A 24,216-nucleotide genomic window follows, 5' to 3' on the forward strand; every position below is an offset into this window, starting at 1 on the left:
TAAGTTATAATAAGTACTTATTTTAACTTTATAAATTTATATTGACTTAAATTTAAAGTCTCCTAAATTATTTTAGGAGATTTTTTTATTAAGATTTAATTCTAGCATATGTTGTAAATCATTTTGATATATTGTATTATTAATTATTAAGAGGTTATTTATATATGCAAGTTGTCATTCTACAATATACAAAAGGAGGACTAAAATTTTGAATTTTAGACTACCAAAAAAAAGGTTACCCCAAAAGTTAATTTTTATATGTATAGTACTTATTAGTATTATTTTGTTTGTAAAATATGACCAAAATGGACTGAAAGAAAGAGAAATTATAAATAAGGGAAAATATATGTCTGAAAGTCTTGTGGCAGATAAAGAGTATGATGAAGCAAAAAAAGTGGTTAAGACTTCTTTTGAATCTATCCCAGAAAAAAAATACAATAAAGTATATAATGAAGTTTGGGATATGTTAAAGACTATTTCATATGTTCCAGATGGAACGAAGGTAGTCATTGATTCTTTAGAAAAGATGAGAGAATCAGATGTAAAGTTATCTGATGAGTGTAGATTTAATATAGAAAAAAGATTAGCATCAGTGTACATAATGGATAATAATTATTCTAAAGCAGTAGATTTAACTGTAAAATCTATAAAATTGGCTGAGAAGTTGGGGAATAATTATGAAAAAGCAAGACTAGATGTTGATTTGGCGAGCATACTTTTAAAGGTAGGTAGCTATGAAACAGCAGAGAAATTAATAAAAGATTCTTTTAAGATAGATATTGACGAAGGTGAAAAAAATGGAATGGTTAGATTATATGCTCTTATAAATCTGGCAGAAATATATATAGAGGTGGGAGAATATGATAAAGCCATTGAAATAAGTAACAGAGTAAAAGATTATAAAAAATTTGTAAATACAGATGATTACAATGATTTTGAGATAATGGCTTCTATAATACAGGCAAATGCGTATGTAGGAAAAAATAATGTACAAAAGTCAAAGACTTTTTTAGAAAGAGCTGATTATCTTATAAAATCTGATAGAACAGTTCATATATTAGATAAAGATATGTATTATTATATGGCAGTGGGAAATTTAGAATATAAAAGCGAAAATTATAATTCTGCAATAGATAATTATAAAAAAAGCTTAGAGATATCCACTAAGAGAAAATTAACTCAGGAGAAAATAAAAAATTTAAATAAGATATTAAATATATATGAAAAACAAGGAAATGTAGAATCTTTAAATGAGTATCAAAAGATGTTAATAAATGAATATAAAGAGAACAAAAGTATAAGAGATTCAGAGACTAGTTTCTATATAATTGATAAAGTATCAAATGAAAGTGAGCTATTTGAAAAAACTAAAAAAGAAATAAAATATTATAAAATATTGTTTACAGTAATTTTAATCGCTATATTAGGGTCTACTTTTTTATATAATAGATTGAAGTATTTTAAAGCACAAAATTTACATGATGGTCTTACAAATGTTTATAATAGAAAAAGTTTTGATATTATGTATGAAAAGTACAGAGAGAAAGATGATAATTTTGCGCTTGTAATGATAGATATTGATAATTTTAAACTCATAAATGATAATTATGGGCATAAATTTGGTGATGTTGTTATAAAAGGGATAACAAATACTATTTGTGTTATGTTGGAACAAGATGATAAAGTCTTTAGGTATGGAGGAGAAGAGTTTTCTGTATTGATAAGAAATAAATCTGGTGAAGAAGTAGCAGATATAATTGACAATATAAGAGTTGCAATTGAAAATAAAAAGTGGAATGAAGGTGTGACTGTGACTATAAGTTCAGGTGTGGCTCATATTTCGGATAGTAAAAATGTACTAGAAGAAGCTGATAAAAATCTATATAAAGCAAAACAGCTTGGTAGAAATAAAGTAGTATATAAGTAATTGTATGCTATATAAATAAGAGGTATAAATATGAAACAATCAATAGCTATAGTAACTGATAAAATAACCAAATTATCATCTTTTTTAGAAGAAAATATACGCTTGGTTTTAGGGGATTATGTTGATATAAACCATTATTATCTAGAAAATTTAAACGAGGATGATAAAATACAAGGTGATTTTGTATTAGTAATGAATGATGATAGATTAAATAGCATGAGAAAGCATTTAGTACAAGATAGCAAGATTATAGTGGTGAGGAGAACTCTTAAAGAAAATGAAATCTATGGATTATTTTCAATACCAAATAGAACAGAAGTATTGGTTGTAAATGATACAAAAGAAACTACCTTAGAAACGATAAGCTTATTTTATAAGATAGGAGTAAAAAATTTGAAGTTTACCCCATATATTGAAGGAAAAACTTATAAAAATATAGACATAGCTATAACACCTGGAGTAAAGGAGAAAGTACCAAGTTATATAAATAAAGTAATCGACCTTGGTAATAGATATATTGATATATCTACTTTTATAGAAATAATAAATGGTCTTAGAATTGATGTCAAAGAAATACGTAAAAACTTAATGGCATATTCTGAGAGCTTAATAAGCTTAGATAATGGAGTTAAAGATAATTATAGACAACTGTTTTTGAAAATAGAAGAACAAGATGTTATATTGAATCTATCAAAAGATGGAATAATATTTACTTCAGCAGATGGTGTTATAAACACATTTAATAAAGAAGCTTTAAAAATTTTAGGGATAAATGAAAATCCACAAGGTAAAAACATAGAAGAAATTATTTCTAAGGATTTAAATATTTTACTTGGAGACAATGAAATAGTTGATGAAGTCGTATTTACAAATAAAAAATATATAAATGTAAATAAAAAAAGTATTTTTTCTATGGGAAATAAAGCTGGTGTATATTATAATTTACAAGAAATAACATATATAAAAAAATTAGAACAAAATCTTACTAATAAACTAAGAGAGCAAGGTCAAATAGCTAAATATACATTTAAAGATATAAAAACTAAAAATAAGAATATGATAAAATGCATAGAATTGGCTAAAAAAATATCTAAATCAGACCTTTCTGTGTTAATAATAGGAGAAAGTGGTACTGGCAAAGAATTGTTGTCACAATCAATTCATAATTCCTCTAATAGAAGTAATCAACCATTTATAGCAGTTAATTGTGCAGCAGTTCCAGATAGCCTATTAGAGAGTCAACTATTTGGATATGAAAAAGGCTCTTTCACAGGAGCTTTAAGAGAAGGAAAAAAGGGTCTATTTGAACTTGCTAACAATGGAACTATATTTCTAGATGAAATTGGAGATATGCCTCCAGTATTGCAGACAAAGTTACTAAGGGTACTACAAGAAAAGCAGGTTATGCCTATAGGCTCTCATAATGTTATAAATATAGATGTTAGGGTCATAGCAGCAACAAACAAAAACTTGCCAAGGATGATTAGAGAAGGAAAATTTAGAGAAGATTTGTATTATAGACTAAATGTATTGCCAATAGATGTACCATCACTAAGGAATCGAAAAGAAGATATAATAACGCTTATGAATTTCTTTTTGAGAAATAATATAAGACTTTCACCTGAAGTTGTAACTATTTTAGAAAAATATAATTGGCCAGGAAATATAAGAGAGTTACAAAATGTTGCTTCTTATGTAAGTTTAATGTGTGATAGCATGGTTTTTAAGGATGACTTACCACCATATATAAAGACAGAATATGTTGCTAGCTATGAAGATGGATTTGGTTATACCAAAAAAGAATTTGAGGAGATATTAAGAGTTCTATATGAAAGGAGAGATTCATCTTCTGGAGTTGGAAGAGGATTTATAATAGAAAAACTTATGGAGGAAGAAATTGAGATTTCTGAAAGTAAAGTTAGAAAGGTGTTATCTTATTTAAGTGAATGTGGATATATATCATCTAAATCTGGAAGATGTGGAAGTCAAATAACTCCAGAGGGGATAAAACTTTACAATAGTATTACTTAAGTATACTAATATTAAAATAAGATATTCAAAATATAAATATTTAAATAATCATAAACTTTTATACTTATAAAATTTAAGTTTATATTGTGAGAGAAAGAATTTTATACATTTAAAATAGTTTAAATTAAATACTAATAGGTTTAAAAAATAGGTTTAGATAGGTAATAGGTTATAATAAAATAACCCATTACCTATTTTTATTTGTAAAAAAAACGTACACACAGTTAAAAATAAAAAATATAGTTGATAAAAGTATTGAAAATACTAGAAGAAGAATAAATAAAAATAATTAAAAATTTTGGCATACATATTGCTAATTATAGAGATAAGATGACAAAATAATTGGGAGGTTTAATTATGAAATACAAAACAACAGGGACTTGTGCTACAGAAATTGAATTTGAGGTAAAAGAAAATAAAGTTACAAGTGTCAATTTCACTGGTGGATGTGATGGAAATTTAAAAGGGCTAAAAGTATTAGTTGAAGGTATGAATGTAGAAGATGTAATTCAAAAATTAAAAGGAATAGAGTGTAAAACAAAGCCAACATCTTGCCCAGACCAACTTTCTTTAGCATTGGAAAATTATATGAATATAAAATAAATACATAAAACAATCGATTAGTTAGGAGCTTGATTATGAAACCAATAATAGGTATTTTAGGAAATTTAATAATAATGGAAAATGGTATGTTTCCAGGGCTTGAAAGGTCATATGTAAATAATGATTATATAAATGCAGTACTAAAAGGTGGAGGTAGCCCAGTTATTATTCCAGTAAATACAGATAAAGAAGTGATAAAAAAACAGATTGAGATGGTTGATGGAGTATTAATATCTGGGGGATGGGATGTCAATCCTCAATTGTATGGAGAAGAAACAAGAGAAGAAACAACCTTTATATATCCAGAAGTAGATGAATTTGATTTAATTGCAATAAGTATAGCATTAGAGCTTAAAAAGCCTATGTTAGGTATATGTAGGGGGCTACAAATTTTAAATGTAAGCTTAGGAGGAACTTTGTACCAGGATAATAATCTTGTAGAAGGAAATTATATAAAACATACACAATCTTCCAAAAGACATGTAGCTACTCATAAAATAGATGTTAAAGAAGGAAGTATTTTAGAAGGAATCTTAGGAAAACAGTTGCTTACAAATAGCTATCATCATCAAAGTATCAATCAGCTTGGGAAAGGATTAAAGGCTATAGCACATTCGAAAGATGGTATAATAGAAGCTATTCAAAAAGAGGATGATAATTTTGTAGTAGGAGTACAATGGCATCCAGAAATGATGGTAGATTACTGTAATAAAATGGAAAATCTATTTAAATATTTTATAAATATTTGTTCAAATTTATAATATACCTTGGAGGGATTGAACATGAATGAAAAGAATAAAATGGGATTAATAAGTATTATACTTTTAGGTATTAATGCAGTAGTAGGAGCAGGAGTCTTTCTATTACCAGGAGATGCAATGAAAGCATTTGGAGTAGCAAGTATATTTGTGTATATGTTTGATATGTTATTAGTTTTATCCATGGCATTTTGTTTTGCTGAAGTAGCAGGTAAATTCAATAAAAATGGTGCTGCTTATGTTTATACTAAAGAAGCTTTTGGAGATTTTTGTGGCTTTGAAGTAGGTCTTATGAAATGGGTAATAGGATGTATTTCTTGGGCAGCTTTAATAGTAGGTTTTCCTACATCATTATCAGCAGTATGGGCTCCAGCAGGTGACCCACATATACAAAAAATTATAATTGTAGCTATGATAGTTGGACTTACAATTATAAACTTATTAGGTGTGTCTCTATCAAAAATTGTACAAAATGTTATAACTGTAGGTAAACTAATTCCATTAATATTATTTATAGGAATAGGTATATTTTTTATAAAAGGGGTTAATTTTACTACTTCAACAATGGTGCCTCCAGGTGCTGGAGCAACAGAGTTTGGAGCAGCAGCACTTTTAATGTTTTATTCATTTACAGGATTTGAATCTATAGCAGTTGCAGCGGAGGACATGGATAACCCTAGAAAAAATATACCAATAGCAATTATAAGTGTAATAGTAATTGCATCAATAATATATATATTAAATCAAGTTGTATGTGTTGGTATACTAGGAGATTCATTATCTAGTACATCTACACCAGTTGCAGATGCTGCAAGAATATGTTTTGGAAATATGGGTGCTGGATTAGTTACTTTTGGAACATTGGTTTCTGTTGGTGGAATTTGTATGTGTGGTGCTTTCGTAAATCCAAGAAGTTGTGTAGCTTTGGCTGATGATAAAATGTTACCAAGAATATTTGCAAGAAAAGATAAAAAAGGTACACCATATATAGCGATAATAGCTACTATGATAATCACTATACCAATAGCTTTATCTGGAAGTTTTGCTGAATTAGCAGCAATAAGTGCAGTTGCTAGATTCATACAATACATACCAACATCTTTATCAGTATTAGTATTTAGAAAGAAAAGACCAGAATTAGTAGGTACCTTTAAAACACCTTTTGGAGTAGTGATTCCTCTAATTGCTGTATGTGTTGGGACATGGTTATTATTCCAAGCATCTATTCATCAATTAATTATGGGATTAGGAGCATTGGCAATTGGAGTACCATTATATTTTATAATGAAGTCTTATAATAGAAAGGTTTATGGTGAAAATTTAAAGAAAATAATTTAATTATATTATAACAGATTATTGAGTTAAAGTTAGATATTGTCATAAAATTAAATACAAATAAGTATCTATAAGGCTATATTAAAATATTATTAATTTTTTATTTTAATATAGCCTTATATTGTTATTAATACGTGAAAAATATTGTAACAGCAGAAGAACAATAGTATTATGTTTATAGACAACATACTTATTAGGAGGTAAATTTATGCCAACAATAACATTGTCTGATAATTCAGTAAAATTGATTGCATTTATAGATGGTGAAATAGTTGGTATTGCGACGATTGATTCTAATCAAAAAGCAAAAGGAAAGCATGTTGGAGTATTGGAAATATAATTAGTGTACATTTTATCTCGAAAAAAGTATATTAAGTATGGTATAATTAAAAAAGAATATAACTTAATATAATTTTGGAGGACGAATTATGAAAAATCTGTGTAAAATATCAGATGATTATTTAAACAGCAAACTTAAGTATTTAAAGTTATTATCAAAACAATATCCAAGTATATCAAAAGCAAGTACAGAAATAATAAATTTAGAGGCTATATTAAATCTTCCAAAGGGGACAGAGCATTTTATAACAGATGTACATGGTGAATATGAACCATTTGTACATGTATTAAAAAATGGTTCTGGTGTAATAAAGAGAAAAATAGAAGAATTATTTTCAAACACAATAAGAGATAGCGAAAAAAAGATGTTAGCAACTCTTGTATATTATCCTGAACAAAAGTTAGATTTAATAATTAAGCAAGAGGAAAATATAGATGATTTTTATAGAATAAATATTTATAGACTTATAGAACTGTGCAAGTATGCTTCTAGCAAGTATACTAGGTCTAAAGTTAGAAAACTTTTACCAGAAAATTTTAAATACATAATAGAAGAACTTTTACATGAGCATGTTAAAAGTGAACATAAAGAAGAGTACTATAAAAGTATAGTTGAAACAATAGTTGATATAGGAATAGCTAAAGAGTTTATAATTGCTATTTCTACAGTGATACAAAAATTAGTTGTTGATAGACTACATGTAATAGGAGATATTTATGATAGAGGTCCAAGACCAGATATAATTGTGGATAAGCTTATTGAACATCATTGTGTAGATATTCAATGGGGAAATCATGACATATTATGGATGGGTTCGGCGGCAGGTGAAAAAACTTGTATAGCAAATGCACTTAGGATATCAGCTAGATATGCGAATTTAGATATTGTAGAAGACATATATGGAATAAACTTATTGCCTTTAGCCACTTTTGCTATAGAGATGTATAAAGATGACCCTTGTAAAGAATTTATTCCAAAGATTAATGACCAAAGTGTGACAACAACAGAAAAGTCTTTAATGGCAAAAATGCACAAAGCAATAAGTATAATTCAATTTAAGCTTGAAGGTGAAGTTATAAGACGAAGACCCGAGTTTGAGATGGAACATAGACTTTTACTTAATATGATAAACTATGATGAAGGCACAATTACTCTAAAAGGAAAAACATATAAACTAAAAGATACTTATTTGCCTACAATAGACAAAAAAGACCCATATAAATTAACAATGGAAGAAAAAAACGTTATTGATAAATTAGTGTCTTCATTTAGAGGTAGTGAAAAATTACAAAAACATGTTTCATTTTTATTTTCTAAAGGAAGTATATATTTAAAGGCAAACTCAAATTTACTGATTCATGGATGTGTACCATTAAATGAAGATGGAAGTTTTATGTCTATGAATATAATGAGAAAAGAGTATAAAGGTAAGGCTCTTATGGACAAAATGGAATCTCTAGCAAGAGAAGGGTTTTTCTTCAAAGATAAAGCAGAAGAAAAACTATATGGTATGGATATTATGTGGTATTTGTGGACTGGAAAGTGTTCATCATTATTTGGTAAAGATGATATGACCACATTTGAAAGATATTTTATAGCAGAAAAAGAGACTCATAAAGAAAATAAGAACCCATATTTTAAACTTAGAGAAAATGAGGTGGCTTGTGAAAAAATATTTGAAGAATTTGATTTAGAACTTGATGAATCACATATAATAAATGGGCATGTTCCTGTGGAAAGTAAAAATGGAGAGAGTCCAATAAAAGCTAATGGTAAAATTCTTGTTATAGATGGTGGTTTTTCTAGAGCTTACCAAAAAACTACTGGTATAGCTGGATATACTTTAATATATAATTCTAGAACTCTGCAATTAGTATCACATGAACCATTTAATTCTGCTGAAGAAGCTATTGCAAATGAAAGCGATATTTTATCGACAACTGTTGTAGTAGAGCATAAGGCAAAGAGAAAAATGGTGAGAGATACTGATGAAGGAGTAAAAATACAAGAAGAAATAGAAGACTTAAAATTACTTTTAATGGCTTATAAAAAGGGGCTAATAAAAGAAATGTAGATATTATAAAGATTAATAATATTAGTAGAGTCTACTCACTAAGTGAATCCTAAATAAAAGGGTTCACTTTTTTTATTGATAAACATTATTAAAAAAAATATATATGTTTTGGTAATATTCCTTGTCCTTTATAAATAGAATTATATAAACAAAGGAGGAGGACAAGAAATGAATAAACTTTCTGATGAAATAATAAACTCTCTTTCTACAACTATAAGAGAAAAGGTAGAAAAAATATCAAACAATAATCTAAATATAGAAGAAATTAGGTTACGTTCACAAAAACCATTGATACTGAATGCAAACTCTAAAGATTATTTTTACAATCAGAAAACTATGACACTTGATTTAAATCAACAAAACTCATATGTAGTTACAAGAGAAGATGTAGAGCAAACTTTTCAAATAATATGTAAATATTCAATACATTCATTTATGGACGATATAAAAAAAGGATTTATAACTTTGAGAGGAGGTCATAGAGTAGGATTAGTTGGAAAAGTAATAGTGGAAGATGGACAAGTCAAAAACATAAAGCATATATCATCTTTAAATATAAGAGTATCAAGAGAAATTATTGGATGTTCGGATAAGATTTTAAGTCATATCATAAAAGGAAAAAATCAGATTAATAATACTTTGATAATATCACCACCTCAATGTGGAAAAACAACTTTAATAAGAGATATAGTAAGGAATTTAAGTAATGGTAATGAGTATTATGGATTTAAAGGTTTAAAAGTAGCTTTAGTAGATGAGCGTAATGAGATAGCAGGTGCGTATTTAGGTGTTCCACAAATGGATGTTGGAATAAGGACTGATATAATAGAAACTTGCCCAAAAGACTTGGGTATTACAATGCTTTTAAGGTCTATGTCACCAAATGTTATTGTGACAGATGAGATTGGAAGCGAAAAAGAAATAAAGGCATTATACACAGCATTAAATGGAGGTATAGGATTAATAACTACTGTACATGGAGATTCAATAGATGATATACAAAATAGAAAAGAATTAAACAGGCTTCTAGATAAAGAATTATTTAAAAAAATTATAATTCTTTCTGCAAAAAGAGGAGCAGGAACGATTGAAAAAATTTACGATTTAGAAGAAAAGAGATGGTATTTTGCAAATTAAAATAATTATTATAGCTCTTTTAATAGGAAGTAGTTATTTGATAGGTGAACATATATACAAAACTTATACTCGTAGACATAAACAATTGAATGATTTAATAAGAGTTCTAGAAATTTTGAGGATGGATTTATCTTTCGGGCTTTATACATTAGAAGAAATTTTTAATAGAATAGGTGGAAATAAAGAGTTTTGTTTTTGGAAGTTTTTCTATCAAATATCAGAAGAACTTCACAATGAACAAAGTAAAACTTTGGAAATGATAATATCAGAAAATATTGATGTCCTAAATAAAGAAACTTATCTAGGTAATAAAGAAATCGAGGAGTTGAAAAATCTAATCCTTACTTTAGGTAAAAGTGATATAGAGTCACAACAAAGAATGATAGATTTATCTATAGAAAATTTGAAAAAACAAACCTATGAGACAAAGGAAGATATAAACAAAAAGGGCATATTATATAAAAAACTAGTGACATTTATAGGCATAGGTATATGTATTATATTGATTTAGTATGGGGAGGTTTATTATGGAAATATCATTGATATTAAAGGTTGCAGGTGTCGGTATTCTAATATCAGTATTGAATATGATATTGGAAAAAACAGATAGAAAAGATTGGGCAGGTCTTACTACATTAGCAGGTGTAATAATTGTATTGGGTATGGTGATAACAGAAATAAGTGATTTGTTTAATACTGTAAGAACAATGTTTCAACTTTACTAAAGAGGAGGGAGTAATTTGGAAATAATGCAATTAATAGGAATTGCAATCATTTCAACTACACTCTGTTTAGTAATTAAAAAAGATAGACCAGAGATAGCAAATTTCATAGCAATAATAACTGGAGTAATAATATTATTATCAGTTATGTTTAAGTTGAATTTTATAGTAGATAGTATACAAGACTTAGCTAACAAGGCTAATATCCCAACTATGTATATATCATTAATAATAAAATTAATTGGGATAGCATACTTAATGGAATTTGCGATACAACTTTGTAAAGATTGTGGGGAAGGAAACATTGCTTCAAAACTAGAGTTTGGAGGTAAAATAATAGTTATGTCAATGTCTTTCCCTATACTTTTATCCATTGTAGAAATGGTCATGAACATAATTCCATAGTTGTGTATATTGAAATAACTATAGGTATATTAGAGTGCTTTTGTTGTATTGAGGTTTATAGAGTGAAGAGAGGCATGGTTGCTTATGAAAAAAAGATTTTTACCAATGATTATAGGTTTTTTATTTACTTTCTTTTTTATAAATATTTTTGCTATTATGATATTTGCTAATGAAGTACCAAGTAGTGAAGATAAAGAATATGGTGAAACAAAAAATAGTATAGATAAGTATATAGATGGTCAGTTAGACAAGCTTGATATAAATGAAATTCAAGATTATATAAATAAAGAAATAGTTATTAATGATGTTAATTTAAAATCATTTGTAAAAGATTTAATTAGTGGGGAAAAAAATATATTAGATTTATTCAATAAAGATGGATTGAAGATATTGATGTTTGATGAATTTAAAGCGAGCTTAAAGGTAGTAGCAGTGATTTTGGTATTGGCTCTATTATCATCTATTTTAAAGAGTCTAGAAAACTCTTTTTCATCAGGTGCAGTAAGTCAAATAGCAACATATATAATATTTATTACAATGGTATCACTTACACTTGTTGGGTTCAAAGATGTATTACAGATTTGCTATGATGCAATAGACCATACTGTAGGTCTTATGCAAGTTATAATGCCAATATTAATAACATTTTTACTTTTGATTGGATTCCCAATAACGTCTACTACTTTAAATCCTATCTTTATAGGAGGAGTAACATTTATAAATGTATTTTTTAAAAATTTCCTATTTGTATCCATTACTGTTGCATTTGGAATTTTAATAATAAACAATTTATCAAAAAATATAAGGTTAAAGAGATTTTTCTCCTTTGTGAAACAAATCAATTATGTTTCTATTGGAGCAATGTTTACTGTTTATTTAGGTCTTGTATCTATACAAGGATTGTATGTAACTAGTTTTGATAAATTCAGTGTAAAGACTGCTAAATTTGCTATAGGTAATTTTATTCCTGTTGTTGGCGGGTTTGTATCTGATTCAGTGGATATTTTATTATCTTCATCTCAGCTTATAAAAAATATATTTGGAGGAATAGGACTTATCTTACTTGTTGGAATTTGTTTACTTCCAGTGATAAAAATTTTATCAGTAATAGTAGTATACAAATTAGCAGCAATAATTGTAGAACCTGTTGGAGAAGATGGAATATCTAATTTTTTAAATGAAGTTGCAAATTTAATGATAATAATGCTAGCATCGGTAATTGCTATAACAGTAATGTTCTTTGTGACTGTAGCTATCTTGACATCGATAAGTGTCGTAAGTCAAGGATAATTCATATATAAATAAAAAAGTTATTACGTTTAATCTAAATTTTTTAGAGAGGAGGATGCTATGTTAGAGGGCATAAAGACATGGATAGTTAGTGTTTTGATAGGAGCGTTTATAGTAAATATAGTAGATATGATTTTGCCAAGCTCTAAGATAAAACCTTATGTTAACCTAGTTTTAAACTTTATGTTTGTATTTATTGTAATAACTCCAGTAGTGGGTTTTTTTTCAAAAGATATGAGTTTAGGAGATAGAATCTTGAAATCTATGGGTAACTATAACAAACAGTATGTAGATAGTACAAATGATTTGGCGAAAGAGACTGGAAATAATAGTTTATCCAAGGGATATGAGGACGGTTTAAAAGAGGTGCTTAAGTTAAAGCTTGACGAATATGGTTATGATTTAGAAGATATAGAGCTCAATGGGGCAAACATAAACAATATAAAAATAAAAGAAAAAAATAATACTACAAAAAGTAATAGCAGTATTAATAAAGAAAATAAAAATAATAGTACTAAAGGGGATGGAGAAAACATAAACTCTAATGACAAAGAAAATTCTAAACAAGTCTTTAAAAAAGGTACAGAATATGGACTGAACCTAAATGAAGAAAAATTAAAAAATGACTTAATAAAGGTGCTAGATGTTTCTATAGAAGATATACAAATTGATAAATAGGAGTTGGGATAATGTTGAAAAACTTAAATGACAAAGATAAGAGAAAAGTGTATTCACTAATAACTATAGCTGGAATATGTGTGGTGTCATTAGTCTTATTATCTTGTTTTCCTAGTAGCAAAAATGAAAAACAAGTTGGAAAAACAGATACTAACAAAACAACTGAAAAACAAGTTACTAAAGAACAAGAAAAAGATGATTTAGAATCAAAATTAACAGCAATACTATCTAAAATTGATGGAGCAGGGGATGTTGATGTAATGGTTACATTTGAATCAAGTGAAGAAATACAACCTGCTTTTAATTCAAATAATACAACAGAAACAACAGAGGAAAAAGATGCACAAGGTGGAGAAAGAACAGTTACGACTTCTAGTGAAAATAAAACAATGATAACTTCAAATTCAAGTGACCCTGTAGTTATAAAAACTACAGAGCCAAAGATAAAGGGAGTGATAGTAGTAGCAAGTGGAGCAAGTGACCCAAGTGTTAAAGAAACACTTTATAGTGCAGTACAAACATCATTACAAGTGGCTGGTCATCAAGTAGAAATATATTCTAAATAAATACATATAACCGGGGGGATAAATGAATGAAGTTTAATTATAAGGGAAGAGGATTTGTAATAATAACTTTAACTGCAATGCTAGTGGTAGTAGGAACAGTGAATTACCAATTGAGTAAGAAATCTTTATTGGAAACATCAAAAGAGTTTAAGGCATATGAAGAAGCACAATTACAAAAAAATACTGATGATAGTGATAGTAGCAAAACAGAGGATTCTAGTAACGTAAGTAAACAGGACGGAAGGGAAAGTGCTGATATTGACATAGTTGATAGCAAAGCCAGTAAAGTAAAGGAAAAGGCAACTGAAACAAGTAAAGAAATAAAAGCTCAATTATCATCTGAAAAAAATATGAAAAAGGCATCTTATATTTTAGATATGAAAATGAATAGAGAAAAACAAAGAAATGAATTAGTTCAAGATTTAAATGAAATGATAAATAATCCATCTACAACAGAAGAATCTAGAAAAGAAGCTTCTAATATGAAATTAAATATAGTTAAAATTCAAGAAAAAGAACTTCAAATAGAAAATCTTTTGAGTACAAAAGGATATGAAGAAGCATTAGTTTATATAAGTGATAACAAAGTTAATGTCGTTGTAAATGAAGCTAAATTAGAAAAGAAAGATGCAGCAAAAATATTTGATTTAGTTGCAGAGCAAGCTAATGTAAAGTATGAAAATATTAAACTTACAAATAATAATAATAAGTAAATTATAAACCTCAGAATTAACTGAGGTTATTTTCTTGCAAAGTAGACTTGTATTTGGTATTATTATACTTATAAAAATAGTTCCTTAAAATCAGGAGGTAAGTTTTAATATGGAAGATAATAAATTTGGACAAGTAAAAATATCTAATGATGTAATAGCTACAATAGCGGGTCTAGCAGCATTAGAAGTTGAAGGCATAGAAACTACAGCAACATTAACAGATAAGTTGTTAAAAAATAATGGAGTAAAAATACAAATAGAAGAAGAGGATGTTAATTTAGATGTAATGGTTACGATAAAGTATGGAATGTCAATACCAGATACAGCTTTTAAAGTTCAAGAAAATGTAAAAAATACTGTTGAGACAATGACAGGACTGAAGGTTTCTCAAGTAAATATACACATTCAAGGAATCAGCTTTAAGAAAGATAAAGTTGATAAGGAAGAAGCAAAAGCAGCTAAGAAAAATTAATATTAACCCTCTGAAAAATCAGAGGGTTTTTTGATGACAATTGATTTTATATAGATAATTAAACTTAAAGGAGAATTGTAATTGATGAAAAAAGATAGGGCACAAAAGAGTACAACAAGAGAATATATAATGAAACTTATATATCAAATAAATATTAATAAAGAAGATTTTGAAGCTTTAGAGGATAAGGTAGATACTTTTTTAAAAGATAATTCAGAGCATATTATAAATAGATATGAAGAGCTTGCTCTTCAATATTCAAGTAACTCAAATTTAAAGTTAGAAGATACTAAGCTTGAAGATGTTATAGACAGAAAATATATAAATTCAGTATGCAAAGCACTAAAAGAAAATCATGATAAGATAGATGAATTAATAAACAAGCATGCTAAAAACTGGACAGTAGATAGAATGCCAAAGGTAGATGTGTCTATACTTAGATTATCTGTGTGTGAAATACTTTATTTAGATACTCCTAATAAAGTATCAATAAATGAAGCTGTAGAACTTGCAAAGATATATTGTGATGATAAATCTCCTAAATTTATAAATGGTATATTAGGAAGTGTTGTTGATGAAATTGGAAAATAATATAATAATTGGAATTGATACTAGCTGCTATACTACTTCTATAGCAGCTATCTCTTTAGAGAAGAAAGTTATATTTAATGAAAAAATAATGCTAGAAGTAAGGGATAATGCAAAAGGCTTAAGACAGAGTGAAGCTGTATTCCAACACATAAATAATTTAGGGACTCTTAGTGATAGGATAAAATCATTTAAAGATAAGTTTAATGTAGAAGGGATTTGTTCCTCAACAAAACCTAGACCTGTTGAAAATTCATATATGCCTGTATTTAATGTAGGACATAATTTTGGAAAGCTATTATCTAGTATATATGGTTGTAGGTTTTATGAGACTACTCATCAAGAAAATCACATAGAATCAAGTTTATTAAATAGTAAATTGAAAAATAATAATAGATTTATTTCTGTTCATATATCTGGTGGTACTACAGAGATACTTTTAATAACCAAACAGGATAGTAATTACAATATATGTAATACTAATTTAGATAGAATTGCCAAAATAAGTATTAAAAAAGATAATAAAAGTAAATTATACAATAATTTTGGATATAATATAGATATAATTGGAGGAAGTAAGGATATTAGTTTTGGTCAACTTATAGATAGGATAGGAGTTAAGTTAGGATATAAGTTTCCTTCAGGAAAATATTTAGATGAAAATGCTTTAAATTGTAATCTTAAAATAGAAAGTGGTCTGAAAACTTCTGTAAGAGATGGATATATGAATTTATCTGGGTTAGAAAATCAGGTAAATAAGATTATAGAAGATAATGGAGATAATACTAAAAAAGAATACGTATCTAAGTTGGTATTAGATTCAGTAGTCAGAAATATGTTTAAATCTTTAGTATATTTATGTGAAACTTACAATGTAAATGAAGTAGTCTTTGCAGGTGGAGTTTCTGCAAGTAAGTATATTCTTAAAGAATTAAGTCTGAAATTAAGAAAAAAGCATATAGAAGCTCATTTTACAGAACCACAATATTCAACTGATAATGCTGTTGGGTGTGCTATAATAGGATTGAATAACTTTTTAGGAGAAAGAGTATGAAACTAAGAGCTTTAGATATAAGTGAAGCAAATTCATATATTAAAAGAATTTTAATAAATGACCCAATACTTTCCAATCTTAAAGTTAAGGGAGAAATTTCTAATTTTAAGGTTCATAGTAGTGGAAATGTATATTTATCACTTAAAGACGAAACATCAAAGTTAAACTGTGTAATTTTTAAAAGTAATTTTAATCGTAATCTAAAACTAGATAATGGTGTGAAAGTTATAGCCAATGGATATATATCGGTCTATGAAAGAGATGGTGCGTATCAATTATATATTAATGAAATTGAAATAGAGGGAATAGGAAATTTACACATAGAATTTAATAGATTAAAAGAAAAACTTAATAAAGAAGGATTATTTGACCCTAAATACAAGATACCTATACCTAAAATGCCAAACTCAATTGGCGTTATAACATCTCCAACAGGTGCTGTTATAAGAGATATAATAAATGTGATAAAAAGGAGATACCCAAAAGTTAACATAAAGCTTTACCCAGTAACAGTACAAGGAGACAAATCAGCAGAAGAAATATGTGAAGCAATTAGGTTTTTCAATCATATGAAGAATATTGATACACTTATAATTGGTAGAGGTGGGGGTTCGATAGAAGAACTTTGGTCTTTTAATGATGAAATGGTAGCAAGAGAGGTTTTTAATTCTCAAATTCCAATAATATCAGCAGTTGGGCATGAAACTGACTTTACTATTTGTGATTTTGTATCTGATATGAGAGCACCAACACCATCAGCAGCAGCAGAGATTGCTACTCCATCACTAGATGATATAAACTATAAACTTGGAAATATAAAAAGCAGAATGAGTAAGTCTCTTACAAATCAAATTGAGCTAGACCAATATAGATTAGAATCAGTATTTAATAAGATAAATAACTATTTAGATTCTTACACAATAAAAGATAAAGTTATACAATTGGACAAAATATATGATAAAATAATTTTTGGAATAGAAAATAATTTAAAATTAGAAGATGAAAAATTAGTAAAAATTGGAGCATTACTCCATAATTTAAGTCCATTGGCGACTATGGATAGAGGTTATAGTATAGCTCAAAAAGATGGAAAAGTAATAAACAGTATAAAAGGATTGAAAACAAAAGATAGCATAGATATAGTATTGAAAGATGGAAATTTAGAATGTATGATAGATAAAATTGAAAATAAAGAGGTATAGTATGAATTTAACCTATGAAGAAGCTTATAAAAGATTAGAGAGTATTTTAAATGAATTAGAATCTAAAAATGCTAGCTTAGATGAATCTTTAAGCTTGTATGAAGAAGGTATAAGCCTTTATAAACATTGTAATAAGCTTTTAGATGATGCTAAATTGAAAATAAGTAAATTTAATCAATTAGGAATAGAAGAAGATTTTAAAGTAGAGGAGGAGTAAAATTGGAATTTAAACAATGTCTGAAAGAGAAAGCAAGTTTTATAGAAAATGTACTTAAAGAATATATGCCTAAAGAAGAGGGATACCAAAAAACTGTTATTGAAGCTATGAACTACAGTTTGAGTGCTGGAGGTAAAAGATTAAGACCAATACTTACATTAGAGGCTTGTAAAATAGTTGGAGGGAATGAAGAGGACGCTATTGCCTTTGCTGTTGCAATTGAAATGATACATACATATTCGCTAATACATGATGACTTACCTGCTCTTGACAATGATGACTTAAGAAGAGGAAGACCAACAAATCATAAAGTATATGGAGAAGCGATGGGGATTTTAGCAGGAGATGCTTTATTGAACTATGCCTTTGAAGTAATGCTTGCAGGTTCAATCAATAAAGAAAACCCAGAAAAGTATCTAAAAGCTATAAATGAGATTGCTAAGGGTGCTGGTATATATGGAATGATAGGCGGTCAAGTAGTAGATGTAGAAAGTGAAAATAAGCAAATTGAAAAAGAAAAACTAGATTATATACATATGAATAAAACTGCTGCAATGATGGTGGGCTGTATGAGAGCAGGAGCTACTATAGGTGGAGCAAATGCAGAGCAAATGGAAGAAATAACTAAATATGCAAAAAATATCGGATTATCATTCCAGATAGTAGATGATATACTAGATATAGTAGGAGATGAAGTTAAATTAGGGAAAAAGGTTGGAAGTGATATAGAAAATCATAAGTCAACATATCCATCTCTTTTAGGTTTAGATAAATCTAAAGAAATTGCACATAATTTGATTGATGAAGCAAAGAAGAGTATAGAAAAATTATCTGAAGATGTAGATTTTTTAAAGGGATTGGCTGAATATATAATAGATAGAGAATACTAAAATATACAGCTAAAATCGAGGAGGGAAAAATGGATTTTTTTTCGGAGATTTTTAACAATGGGGCTTTGGGAATAAGTCTGATTGCTTGTTTCTTAGCACAATTTATAAAAATATTTACTGGCAAGGAAAAAGGAATTGAGTTATCAAGAATACTTATTTCAGGAGGTATGCCTAGTTCCCATAGTTCTTTTGTTACAAGTTTAGCTACAGTGGTAGGTATTGAAAAAGGCTTTAATTCTACTGATTTTGCTATAATTACTGTGCTTGCTCTGATTATAATGTATGATGCAGCAGGTGTTAGACGGGCTGTTGGTAAACAAGCTACTATATTAAATCAAATAGTAGCAGACATACAACATGGAAAGCATATAGAGCAGAAGAAATTAAAAGAATTAATAGGTCACACACCACTAGAAGTTTGGTTTGGAGCTTTACTTGGTATAGTAACAGCTTTAATATTGATGTAAATTGAAAATTTACAAAATAAAGGTGAGGATAATATGTATAAATATTTAGATAAAGTAAATTCTCCAAAGGATATAAAAAATATGAGCATAGAAGAAATGGATTTACTTGCAAAGGATATAAGAAAGTTCTTAGTAAAATCTGTTTCTAAGACAGGAGGACATTTGGCTTCTAATTTAGGAGTAGTTGAGTTAACATTAGCACTTCATAAAGTATTTGATAGTCCTAAAGATAAGATTGTGTGGGATGTAGGACATCAATCTTATGTTCATAAAATGGTTACTGGAAGAAAAGATTGTTTTGTATCTTTGAGACAATTTAATGGACTAAGTGGTTTTCCAAAGGAGAGTGAAAGTCCTCATGATATTTTTGACACAGGGCATAGCAGTACATCTATTTCTATAGCTACAGGTATTGCCTGTGCTAGAGATATAAAAAAAGAAAACTATAGTGTTATATCTGTAATTGGAGATGGTTCTATAACAGGAGGTATGGCACTTGAAGCTTTAAACCAATTGGGATATATAAATACCAATATGATAGTAATCCTTAATGATAATGAGATGTCTATAGATAAAAATGTTGGTGGAATGTCTAAATATCTGTCAAGTATTATAAGAAACTCAACAGTTGAGAAAATGACAGATGAAGTTGATAAAATTTTAAATGTTACACAAACAGGTGAAATTTTATCCAAGACTGCACATAGATTTAAAGATAAACTAATGTGTAGCTTTTCTCCTCAGGACTGTTCATTTTTTGATTCATTAGGTATAAGATATTATGGTCCTATAGATGGTCATAATACTAAAGACTTAATAGATATATTGAGAAAGGCTAAACACAAAAAAGGACCTGTTCTTTTACATGTAATTACGAAAAAAGGAAAAGGGTACAGATTTGCAGAGGAACAACCTGATAAATATCATGGAGTATCAAAGTTTGATATAAAGACAGGTGTTACATTTTCAAAAGTTAAGTCTATGTCAACTAGTGTTGGAGAAAAACTGGTTGATATGGCTAATGAAAATGAAGAGATAGTAGCTATAACGGCTGCGATGCCATCTGGTACAGGTCTAAACCTATTTGAACGTGCATATCCAAAAAGATATTATGATGTTGGTATAGCTGAACAACATGCAACAGGATTTGCAGCAGGTCTTGCAAAAAATGGTATGAAACCTTACTTCGCTGTGTATTCGTCGTTTTTGCAAAGAGCATATGACCAACTTATTCACGATGTATGTATAACAAAAAAGCCAGTTACTTTTCTTATAGATAGAGCTGGGTTAGTTGGAAATGATGGAGAAACTCATCATGGTATGTTTGATTTAAGTTACTTAAATTCTATTCCAAATATTGTAGTAATGGCACCAAAAGACACAAAAGAGATGGAACTTATGATGGATTTGTCATTACAATTAGATTGTCCACTAGCGATTAGATACCCAAGAGGAAATAGTTATTACCTAGATAAGGGAGAATATAAAGAGATTGTATTGGGTAAATATGAGGTATTAGATGATGGACAAGATACAGTTATACTTTCTATTGGAAGTATGGTAAAACATGCTTTGGATGCTAAAGAAATATTATTAAAAGAAGGAATAAATCCAACAATAGTCAATGCGAGATTTTTAAAGCCAATGGATGAAGATATGCTGAATGTCTTATTAAAGAATCACAAAAATGTAGTTACAATAGAGGATAATATTGTAACTGGAGGATTTGGAAGTAGAATAAATAAGTTTATTATAGATAATGAATATAAGGTAAATGTACTTAATATAGCAATACCAGAAGAATTTATAAAACATGGCAATGCAGATGAATTATATGATTTTGTAGGATTATCGCCAAAGAGTATTGCTGATAAAATAAGAAAACTAGTTATCGAGTAAAAGATTAATATGAATATTATAAATTAAAACTTATATAAAATATAAAATTTATCAATTAGAATAAATATCAAGTGTGTTACTTCAAGCTACTTTAGTTATTATTAAAGTAGCTTTTAACAGAAAGGTAATTTTATGAAAAAAAGAATAGATTTATTGTTAGTAGAACAAGGGCATTTTGAAAGTAGAGAAAGAGCCAAAAAAGCAATAATGGCTGGATTAGTTTTTGTTGATAATCAAAGATGTGATAAGGCTGGTACAGAAGTAAAAGAGGACTGCAATATAGAAGTAAAAGGAAATCCAATACCATATGTCAGTAGGGGTGGTTTAAAGCTTGAAAAAGCAATGAAAAATTTTGACTTAACTATTGATGGAAAAGTATGTATGGATATAGGCGCATCTACAGGTGGTTTTACAGATTGTATGCTCAAAAATGGAGCAATAAAAGTATTTTCTATAGATGTTGGCTATGGTCAACTCGCATGGAAATTGAGACAAGATGATAGAGTTGTGTGTATGGAAAGAACAAATATAAGAAACGTGACAATAGAAGATACGAAGCAGTTTGCAGATTTTGCATCAATTGATGTGTCTTTCATATCATTAAAATTAGTACTTCCAAAAGCAAAGGAGTTAGTACGTCATGATGGAGAAATTGTCGCTTTGATTAAACCTCAATTTGAAGCAGGAAGAGAAAAAGTTGGCAAAAAAGGGGTAGTTAGAGAAAAATCTACACATATAGAAGTTATAAAAATGATTTCTGATTTCTCCGTCGAAAATGGATTTGAGATTTTAGGATTAGATTTTTCTCCGATTAAGGGACCTGAGGGAAATATAGAATATCTAATTCATTTGAGAAATGGAAATGAAGGATATGAATTTGATAGTGATATACACAATAATAAAATAATAGAAGTCGTTGAGGCTTCTCATAATTTAGACAAATAGGTTAAAAGGGGGCTTAGACTTGATCCTCGAATTATATATGAAAAACTGTGCTTTAGTTGAAGAGCTAAGGTTGAATATTGATAAAAATTTAAATATACTTACAGGTGAAACTGGTTCAGGAAAATCTATAATAATAGATGCACTTGGACTTTGTCTAGGTGATAAATATGATAGGTCTTTTCTAAGAAAAGGAACAGATAAGGGACTTGTTGAGGCTGTGTTTTTGTCAGATAATATATATCTAAAAAAAATATTAGATGAAAATGATATAAGTATGGAAGATGATAATTTATTGGTCATAACTAGGTTGATATACTCAGACGGAAAGAGTACTGCTAGAGTAAATGGAAGGACTGTTAAAGTATCTCTTCTTAAAGAAATTGCATCTACACTTATAGATATACATGGTCAACATCAAAATCAGGCTTTGTTTAATAAAGATACTCATTTGAAATTTCTAGATCTTTTTGGAGAAAATGAATTAGAAAAGTTTAAAGCTGCCTATAGAAAAGTATACCATAAGTATAGTGAATTAAAAAAAGCTTTGAATAGCTTGACAGAAAATAAGGATGAGATGCAAATTCAACGAGAAATAGATTTATTAAGATTTCAAATAAATGAAATTGAGGCTGCAAACTTAAATAAGAATGAATATGAAGATTTATTAAAACAAAGAGAAGTTTATAGAAACAGTGAAAAGATATATAATAATCTAAATTCGAGTTACAGTAAATTACATAATGGTGAGTATAATGTTATTGACCTAATAGGTCTTGCATCTAAAGAACTTAATGATATATCTAAATATGACAGTGTTTTAAGTGAATACAGTGATACTGTAGAAAGGATTATGTATGAGTTACAAGATATATCTGGTGATATAAGAAATTACAAAGATAATATAGACTTTGAACCTTATGAGTTAGAACAGATTGAACTTAGAATTGATGAGATTAACAATTTAAGAAGAAAATATGGAGATAGCATAGACGATATATTTGAGTATTATGAAAAAATTAAAGATAGATTAGATGAAATATTAAATAGAGATGAAAGAGTTGAACAGTTAAAAAGTCAACTGATGAATATAGAAGAAGATTTAAAAATAAAAGCTAATAAATTGACTAATGCGAGAATAGAAGTAGCAACTACTTTAGAAAAAATACTTCTTGATGAATTAAAAAGTCTAAATATGAAAAATGTAATGTTCAAGGTTAATTTTGAAGCAAGTTCATTTACCCTAAATGGGATAGATGATATTGAATTTATGATATCCTTTAACTTAGGAGAAGATATTAAACCTATATATAAAGTTGCATCAGGTGGTGAGATGTCTAGATTTATGTTGGCATTTAAGACAATATTGGCTGATATAGATGATATTGATACATTAGTGTTTGATGAAATAGACACAGGCATAAGTGGAATAGCAGCACAAATTGTTGGTGAGAAATTGAGTGATATAGCAAAGAAAAAACAGATAATATGTATAACTCATTTACCTCAAATTGCTGCAAATGCAGATACTCATTATTGTATAGAGAAAGATACCTCAAATAATAGGACATTTACAAATGTTAGTAAATTAAATCAATGTCAAAGAAAAAATGAAATTGCTAGACTTATAGCAGGTAATAATATAACAGAAAAAACTATTGAGCATGCAAGTGAAATTATTGAAATGGCTAAAAAGTGTTAGTGAAAAATGGGTATTTTAACAGGTGTAAAGAATTTTTAGATAAATGTTTTACACCTATTTTTTATGATTAAATTATTTTAAAATATTTAATGGTTATATTGAAGAAAAGAGAAATTAAAAACGGAATAAAATTTGTATAAATTTGTAACTTTGAAATTTATAGATGCTTAAGCATAATATTATTTATTAAGGTAGTAGTGAGGG

25 protein-coding genes are annotated in these 24,216 nt (G+C 28.1%); all 25 read left to right on the forward strand.

All coding sequences use genetic code 11. The features are described from left to right. Window positions 1–208 precede the first annotated feature (208 nt). The 25 genes from KGF39_RS04985 to recN all read left to right on the forward strand — a co-directional run bounded on the left by KGF39_RS04985 (window position 209) and on the right by recN (window position 24,012). Complete coding sequence (locus KGF39_RS04985; RefSeq protein ID WP_227821434.1) at window positions 209–1,927, forward strand: diguanylate cyclase; 1,719 nt, start codon at window positions 209–211, stop codon at window positions 1,925–1,927. Between the two features lie 30 nt (window positions 1,928–1,957). Further along, on the forward strand, window positions 1,958–3,958 hold the full coding sequence (locus KGF39_RS04990; RefSeq protein WP_227821435.1) for a sigma 54-interacting transcriptional regulator: 2,001 nt from the start codon (window positions 1,958–1,960) through the stop codon (window positions 3,956–3,958). 357 nt (window positions 3,959–4,315) lie between these two features. Then, window positions 4,316–4,561 (forward strand): TIGR03905 family TSCPD domain-containing protein, encoded by a 246-nt coding sequence (locus KGF39_RS04995; RefSeq protein WP_054273198.1) that lies wholly within the window; start codon window positions 4,316–4,318, stop codon window positions 4,559–4,561. A gap of 35 nt (window positions 4,562–4,596) precedes the next feature. Further along, complete coding sequence (locus KGF39_RS05000; protein ID WP_227821436.1) at window positions 4,597–5,322, forward strand: gamma-glutamyl-gamma-aminobutyrate hydrolase family protein; 726 nt, start codon at window positions 4,597–4,599, stop codon at window positions 5,320–5,322. Window positions 5,323–5,343: 21 nt separating this feature from the next. Further along, window positions 5,344–6,657 carry an APC family permease gene (locus KGF39_RS05005; protein ID WP_227821437.1) on the forward strand — a complete coding sequence of 438 codons (1,314 nt, stop codon included), beginning with the start codon at window positions 5,344–5,346 and terminating at the stop codon, window positions 6,655–6,657. Window positions 6,658–6,862: 205 nt separating this feature from the next. Further along, window positions 6,863–6,994, forward strand: coding sequence for a hypothetical protein (locus KGF39_RS19845; RefSeq protein WP_255643246.1), 132 nt, complete (start codon window positions 6,863–6,865; stop codon window positions 6,992–6,994). Between the two features lie 88 nt (window positions 6,995–7,082). Then, window positions 7,083–9,068, forward strand: coding sequence for a fructose-1,6-bisphosphatase (locus tag KGF39_RS05010; RefSeq protein ID WP_227821438.1), 1,986 nt, complete (start codon window positions 7,083–7,085; stop codon window positions 9,066–9,068). 168 nt (window positions 9,069–9,236) lie between these two features. After that, on the forward strand, window positions 9,237–10,205 hold the full coding sequence (gene spoIIIAA, locus KGF39_RS05015) for a stage III sporulation protein AA (RefSeq protein WP_227821439.1): 969 nt from the start codon (window positions 9,237–9,239) through the stop codon (window positions 10,203–10,205). Beyond that, window positions 10,195–10,716, forward strand: a complete 522-nt coding sequence (locus KGF39_RS05020) for a stage III sporulation protein AB (protein WP_227821440.1) — start codon at window positions 10,195–10,197, stop codon at window positions 10,714–10,716. Before spoIIIAA ends, KGF39_RS05020 begins: the two co-directional genes overlap by 11 nt. A gap of 16 nt (window positions 10,717–10,732) precedes the next feature. Further along, complete coding sequence (gene spoIIIAC, locus KGF39_RS05025; protein WP_009888937.1) at window positions 10,733–10,930, forward strand: stage III sporulation protein AC; 198 nt, start codon at window positions 10,733–10,735, stop codon at window positions 10,928–10,930. 24 nt (window positions 10,931–10,954) lie between these two features. Beyond that, entirely contained in the window at window positions 10,955–11,332 is a 378-nt protein-coding gene (spoIIIAD, locus tag KGF39_RS05030; RefSeq protein ID WP_227821477.1) for a stage III sporulation protein AD, read from the forward strand. Between the two features lie 84 nt (window positions 11,333–11,416). Next, window positions 11,417–12,622: a stage III sporulation protein AE gene (gene spoIIIAE, locus KGF39_RS05035; RefSeq protein WP_054273204.1), complete on the forward strand. Its 1,206-nt coding sequence runs from the start codon at window positions 11,417–11,419 to the stop codon at window positions 12,620–12,622. 60 nt (window positions 12,623–12,682) lie between these two features. Further along, window positions 12,683–13,300 carry a stage III sporulation protein AF gene (locus tag KGF39_RS05040; RefSeq protein WP_227821441.1) on the forward strand — a complete coding sequence of 206 codons (618 nt, stop codon included), beginning with the start codon at window positions 12,683–12,685 and terminating at the stop codon, window positions 13,298–13,300. Window positions 13,301–13,311: 11 nt separating this feature from the next. Then, on the forward strand, window positions 13,312–13,866 hold the full coding sequence (locus KGF39_RS05045) for a hypothetical protein (RefSeq protein ID WP_054273206.1): 555 nt from the start codon (window positions 13,312–13,314) through the stop codon (window positions 13,864–13,866). Between the two features lie 26 nt (window positions 13,867–13,892). Beyond that, a complete protein-coding gene (locus tag KGF39_RS05050) occupies window positions 13,893–14,579 on the forward strand; it encodes a SpoIIIAH-like family protein (RefSeq protein WP_227821442.1) in 687 nt (228 codons plus the stop codon). A 109-nt stretch (window positions 14,580–14,688) separates the two neighbouring features. Further along, window positions 14,689–15,051, forward strand: coding sequence for an Asp23/Gls24 family envelope stress response protein (locus KGF39_RS05055; protein ID WP_054273208.1), 363 nt, complete (start codon window positions 14,689–14,691; stop codon window positions 15,049–15,051). Window positions 15,052–15,135: 84 nt separating this feature from the next. Continuing rightward, window positions 15,136–15,642: a transcription antitermination factor NusB gene (nusB, locus tag KGF39_RS05060; RefSeq protein ID WP_054273209.1), complete on the forward strand. Its 507-nt coding sequence runs from the start codon at window positions 15,136–15,138 to the stop codon at window positions 15,640–15,642. Beyond that, complete coding sequence (locus KGF39_RS05065; RefSeq protein WP_227821443.1) at window positions 15,626–16,693, forward strand: O-sialoglycoprotein endopeptidase; 1,068 nt, start codon at window positions 15,626–15,628, stop codon at window positions 16,691–16,693. The genes nusB and KGF39_RS05065 overlap by 17 nt, the downstream gene beginning before the upstream one ends. Continuing rightward, complete coding sequence (gene xseA, locus KGF39_RS05070; protein ID WP_227821444.1) at window positions 16,690–17,895, forward strand: exodeoxyribonuclease VII large subunit; 1,206 nt, start codon at window positions 16,690–16,692, stop codon at window positions 17,893–17,895. The genes KGF39_RS05065 and xseA overlap by 4 nt, the downstream gene beginning before the upstream one ends. A gap of 1 nt (window position 17,896) precedes the next feature. After that, entirely contained in the window at window positions 17,897–18,112 is a 216-nt protein-coding gene (gene xseB, locus KGF39_RS05075) for an exodeoxyribonuclease VII small subunit (RefSeq protein ID WP_054273212.1), read from the forward strand. A 2-nt stretch (window positions 18,113–18,114) separates the two neighbouring features. After that, complete coding sequence (locus KGF39_RS05080; protein ID WP_054273213.1) at window positions 18,115–19,002, forward strand: polyprenyl synthetase family protein; 888 nt, start codon at window positions 18,115–18,117, stop codon at window positions 19,000–19,002. A gap of 29 nt (window positions 19,003–19,031) precedes the next feature. Then, complete coding sequence (locus KGF39_RS05085; RefSeq protein WP_227821445.1) at window positions 19,032–19,469, forward strand: divergent PAP2 family protein; 438 nt, start codon at window positions 19,032–19,034, stop codon at window positions 19,467–19,469. Window positions 19,470–19,502: 33 nt separating this feature from the next. Then, window positions 19,503–21,368, forward strand: a complete 1,866-nt coding sequence (gene dxs, locus KGF39_RS05090; protein ID WP_227821446.1) for a 1-deoxy-D-xylulose-5-phosphate synthase — start codon at window positions 19,503–19,505, stop codon at window positions 21,366–21,368. 132 nt (window positions 21,369–21,500) lie between these two features. Continuing rightward, window positions 21,501–22,313 carry a TlyA family RNA methyltransferase gene (locus tag KGF39_RS05095; protein ID WP_227821447.1) on the forward strand — a complete coding sequence of 271 codons (813 nt, stop codon included), beginning with the start codon at window positions 21,501–21,503 and terminating at the stop codon, window positions 22,311–22,313. A 19-nt stretch (window positions 22,314–22,332) separates the two neighbouring features. Next, the gene (gene recN, locus KGF39_RS05100; protein WP_227821448.1) at window positions 22,333–24,012 is read left to right on the forward strand and encodes a DNA repair protein RecN; all 1,680 of its coding nucleotides are present in this window, start codon (window positions 22,333–22,335) and stop codon (window positions 24,010–24,012) included. The last annotated feature ends 204 nt before the right edge of the window (window positions 24,013–24,216 follow it).

It is taken from the genome of Clostridioides sp. ZZV14-6345 (assembly GCF_020657775.1).
GTDB classification, from domain to species: domain Bacteria; phylum Bacillota; class Clostridia; order Peptostreptococcales; family Peptostreptococcaceae; genus Clostridioides; species Clostridioides difficile_D.

What these genes read in the sequence shown, in the direction of transcription:
- KGF39_RS04990 (WP_227821435.1), top strand. Translation starts at nt 1,958, where the DNA reads ATGAAACAATCAATAGCTATAGTAACTGATAAAATAACCAAATTATCA.
- KGF39_RS04995 (WP_054273198.1), top strand. Translation starts at nt 4,316, where the DNA reads ATGAAATACAAAACAACAGGGACTTGTGCTACAGAAATTGAATTTGAG.
- KGF39_RS05000 (WP_227821436.1), top strand. Translation starts at nt 4,597, where the DNA reads ATGAAACCAATAATAGGTATTTTAGGAAATTTAATAATAATGGAAAAT.
- KGF39_RS05005 (WP_227821437.1), top strand. Translation starts at nt 5,344, where the DNA reads ATGAATGAAAAGAATAAAATGGGATTAATAAGTATTATACTTTTAGGT.
- KGF39_RS19845 (WP_255643246.1), top strand. Translation starts at nt 6,863, where the DNA reads ATGCCAACAATAACATTGTCTGATAATTCAGTAAAATTGATTGCATTT.
- KGF39_RS05010 (WP_227821438.1), top strand. Translation starts at nt 7,083, where the DNA reads ATGAAAAATCTGTGTAAAATATCAGATGATTATTTAAACAGCAAACTT.
- spoIIIAA (WP_227821439.1), top strand. Translation starts at nt 9,237, where the DNA reads ATGAATAAACTTTCTGATGAAATAATAAACTCTCTTTCTACAACTATA.
- spoIIIAC (WP_009888937.1), top strand. Translation starts at nt 10,733, where the DNA reads ATGGAAATATCATTGATATTAAAGGTTGCAGGTGTCGGTATTCTAATA.
- spoIIIAD (WP_227821477.1), top strand. Translation starts at nt 10,955, where the DNA reads ATGCAATTAATAGGAATTGCAATCATTTCAACTACACTCTGTTTAGTA.
- spoIIIAE (WP_054273204.1), top strand. Translation starts at nt 11,417, where the DNA reads ATGAAAAAAAGATTTTTACCAATGATTATAGGTTTTTTATTTACTTTC.
- KGF39_RS05040 (WP_227821441.1), top strand. Translation starts at nt 12,683, where the DNA reads ATGTTAGAGGGCATAAAGACATGGATAGTTAGTGTTTTGATAGGAGCG.
- KGF39_RS05045 (WP_054273206.1), top strand. Translation starts at nt 13,312, where the DNA reads ATGTTGAAAAACTTAAATGACAAAGATAAGAGAAAAGTGTATTCACTA.
- KGF39_RS05050 (WP_227821442.1), top strand. Translation starts at nt 13,893, where the DNA reads ATGAAGTTTAATTATAAGGGAAGAGGATTTGTAATAATAACTTTAACT.
- KGF39_RS05055 (WP_054273208.1), top strand. Translation starts at nt 14,689, where the DNA reads ATGGAAGATAATAAATTTGGACAAGTAAAAATATCTAATGATGTAATA.
- nusB (WP_054273209.1), top strand. Translation starts at nt 15,136, where the DNA reads ATGAAAAAAGATAGGGCACAAAAGAGTACAACAAGAGAATATATAATG.
- KGF39_RS05065 (WP_227821443.1), top strand. Translation starts at nt 15,626, where the DNA reads ATGAAATTGGAAAATAATATAATAATTGGAATTGATACTAGCTGCTAT.
- xseA (WP_227821444.1), top strand. Translation starts at nt 16,690, where the DNA reads ATGAAACTAAGAGCTTTAGATATAAGTGAAGCAAATTCATATATTAAA.
- xseB (WP_054273212.1), top strand. Translation starts at nt 17,897, where the DNA reads ATGAATTTAACCTATGAAGAAGCTTATAAAAGATTAGAGAGTATTTTA.
- KGF39_RS05085 (WP_227821445.1), top strand. Translation starts at nt 19,032, where the DNA reads ATGGATTTTTTTTCGGAGATTTTTAACAATGGGGCTTTGGGAATAAGT.
- dxs (WP_227821446.1), top strand. Translation starts at nt 19,503, where the DNA reads ATGTATAAATATTTAGATAAAGTAAATTCTCCAAAGGATATAAAAAAT.
- KGF39_RS05095 (WP_227821447.1), top strand. Translation starts at nt 21,501, where the DNA reads ATGAAAAAAAGAATAGATTTATTGTTAGTAGAACAAGGGCATTTTGAA.